General features: G+C 63.7%; 1 protein-coding gene. It reads left to right on the forward strand.

The genetic code is table 11. The features are described from left to right. Positions 1–1,074: 1,074 nt before the first annotated feature. Complete coding sequence (locus tag QZ292_RS10145; RefSeq protein ID WP_294601188.1) at positions 1,075–2,238, forward strand: M20 family metallopeptidase; 1,164 nt, start codon at positions 1,075–1,077, stop codon at positions 2,236–2,238. The last annotated feature ends 701 nt before the right edge of the window (positions 2,239–2,939 follow it).

The raw sequence follows: 2,939 nt of genomic DNA on the forward strand, positions 1-2,939 counted from the left end.
GGGAGGTGCCGCAAATCTCGACGCGGGAGCGGCGTATTGCGGGCCTCCCGAGGGGGAGGCGTCCGGCCCGCGCGCCCCTGCGGGTCGCAAAACACTCATCCCAATTTACGGCCCAATTCTCCGATCTATTCGGCCTGTCGCCCATCCCCCGAGGCGCTTCGTGCCTGGGCGACGAGGCCGGCGACCTTGCAGGCTGCAAAAGTTATGTCCAAATCGTCTGCCGTTTCGGGCTGCGCGCTCCGGGGGTGGGCCTTTGGCCCAGCGCGCAAGCCCGGCGATTCTGCGAATCGCGCTATTCGCTCTCGGCCCCAAGCCCGGGTAATAGCTCCGCCCAGCGCAGCGCGAAAACCGCGTAAGCGATTTTCGCGCTCGAAGAACCGTGTCCGCCTCACTGCGGCTCCGCTGCCGCTCCGCCGCGTTTCGCGCGCCTTACGTGATTCCTTCTATTTTGACGGTAAGTCAAAATAGAGAATCGCTTTTTCAGGCGTGGTGCGCGGTGCCTTCGGGCACTCCGAGATGGTCGCCTCTACCCTAACAGGATAGAACTGCCCTACTCGGGCGGCGTCCGGCCAATAAGGCAGTGAGAACCCCAATAAAACGCCCGATGGGCGCCCCGGCGGGACAGAGCGAAACAGCGTTTCGCTTACTTGTTTGCTTCGCCTCGTTCTCTGTCCGCGCGCCTTGGGAAATCCAGTCAAAACGCACAGGTGCATTTTGACGATTTCCCTCTTAAGGCGTGGCGCGCGGTTGAGCATTGACTGCCCTCGGGCCGGGCAGGCCCCGCGTGCCCGCGGTGGGCAAATGGCCGTGTCCGCCCCCGTTTATTCCGAGAGGCAACGCAACAGAAAACCGTGGCCACGGCCGTTCGCGTGGCTGGGATTGAGCCACGCCACGCCGAAGTTCAAGTACATGCCATTGGTACCGCTGACCGCCGAAGGCCAGCTGTCACCGCCATTGCCGACGCCGCCCGGTGCGCCCGAGGTAGGGTGGCGGTAGCCCGGGGCGGGGCAGTCCTTGCCGCTCTGCTTTTTGGAGGAGCGCTGAACCCGGAAAATACGTACCTTAGCGGCACTTATGGAGCACGAAATTTTTCAGGCCGCCCGGCAGCTGACCCCGCAGGTCACCGAATGGCGGCGCGAGATTCATCGTCACGCCGAACTCTCGTTCGAAGAGCACCGCACCTCGGCTCTCATTCGCCGAGTGCTGGATGCGCACGCCATTCCGTACCGCACGGTGGCCGGAACCGGCGTTCTGGCCCGGATCGACGGCCGGACGGCCGATCCCGAACACCCGGTCGTGCTGCGGGCCGATATGGATGCCCTGCCGATCACCGAGACGACCGGACTGCCGTTTGTCTGTCCGGACGGCGTGATGCACGCCTGCGGACACGACCTCCATACGGCGGCTCTGCTCGGCGCGCTGGTTCTGTTGCAGGAGCGGCGCGAGGGGTTCGACGGTACGGTGCTGGGACTTTTTCAGCCCGGCGAAGAGCTTTGGCCCGGAGGTGCGTCTCTGGTGCTGAAAGAGGGGGTGTTCGACGGCCTCGAACCGCGGGCTTTTATCGGCGGACATGTATCGCCCGAGCTGAAAGTCGGTCAGATCGGCGTGCGGGCCGGGACATTTATGGCCTCGACCGACGAAATCCACATTATCGTCGAGGGGCACGGCGGACACGGTGCCTTGCCTCACCAGCTGAGCGACCCGGTGCTGGCCGCATCGGCCATGATCGTGGCGATGCAGCAGATCGTCAGCCGGAACAGCTATGCCTTTACCCCGTCCGTGCTGTCGTTCGGCCGGGTGATCGCCGACGGAGCGACGAACATCATCCCCGATCGGGTCGAGATCGAGGGGACGTTCCGGACGATGGACGAGGAGTGGCGGCGGACGGCTCACGAGCGGATTCGCGAAGTGGCACTCCGGACGGTCGAGGCTTACGGCTGCACGGCGGAGGTCGATCTGATGGTGGGTTATCCGTGTGTGGAGAACGACGCCCGTTTGGCTGCTTTGGCTCGGGAGACGGTCGCCGAAACGTTCGGAACCGAGGCGGTGGCAGAGATTCCGCGGCGGATGACGGCCGAAGATTTCGGTTTTTATTCGGTGCGTTATCCGTCTGTGTTTTTCCGCTGGGGGGTCGAGAGTGCTTCGCCGTTGCATCATGCGGCATTCGTGGCCGACGAGCGGTCGATTCCGTACGGTGTAGCGATGCTGGCCGCCACAGCCCTTTCCGTGCTGCGTTGACAGGCGCGCGGAGAGAGAACGGTGCGAAGCTTTGGGCCGATACAGCCGCAGCGATGCGTAAGCATCGCCCGTCCACGGGACGTGGGGCCCGCGCGGCCCGAGCGCAGTTCCGTCCTGTTGGGGTAGAGGTTGCCAATAAAACACCCTGTGGGTGCGCCCGCTCGCCTAAAGAGGGATTTCACTCATTTTGCGACAGCAAAATCGAGATGAAATCCCGCGGTGACTCAAAAACGCATTAACAAGCCCGCGCGCCGTCGCCTTAAAAGGGAAATCGTCAAAACTCGCTTGCGTGTTTTGACAGGATTTCCCAAAGGCGCGCGGAAAAGTGGGGCGGCGGAGCGATAGCGGAGCCGCAGGGGCTGACCCGGGGCTGAGAGCGAGTAGCGCGGTTCGCAGAACCGCCGGCCTTGTCGCCCAGCGGCTTTGCCGCTCGGGGGGATGGGCGACAGGCCGAATAGGGCGGTGCTTTGGGCTGAATAGTTACGGCCCGTAGGGTCGTGCAGTTCGCCGCCACCCCCGGCGGCGGGCTGCAACTTCGCGGAGCTCGTTGTGCCCTCCGCTGGCGCCGAACTGCGATGGATTTTCGGCCCGCGCGGCTCAAAGAGCCGCAGGGTTTCAATCGGGCTTGTTAATGCGTTTTTCAGTCGCCCGCGGCAATTCTCGTTGGTTGGCCAAGTGCCAACCAACAGAATATGCCCTTT

This window comes from uncultured Rikenella sp., from assembly GCF_910577125.1.
Taxonomy (GTDB): Bacteria; Bacteroidota; Bacteroidia; order Bacteroidales; family Rikenellaceae; genus Rikenella.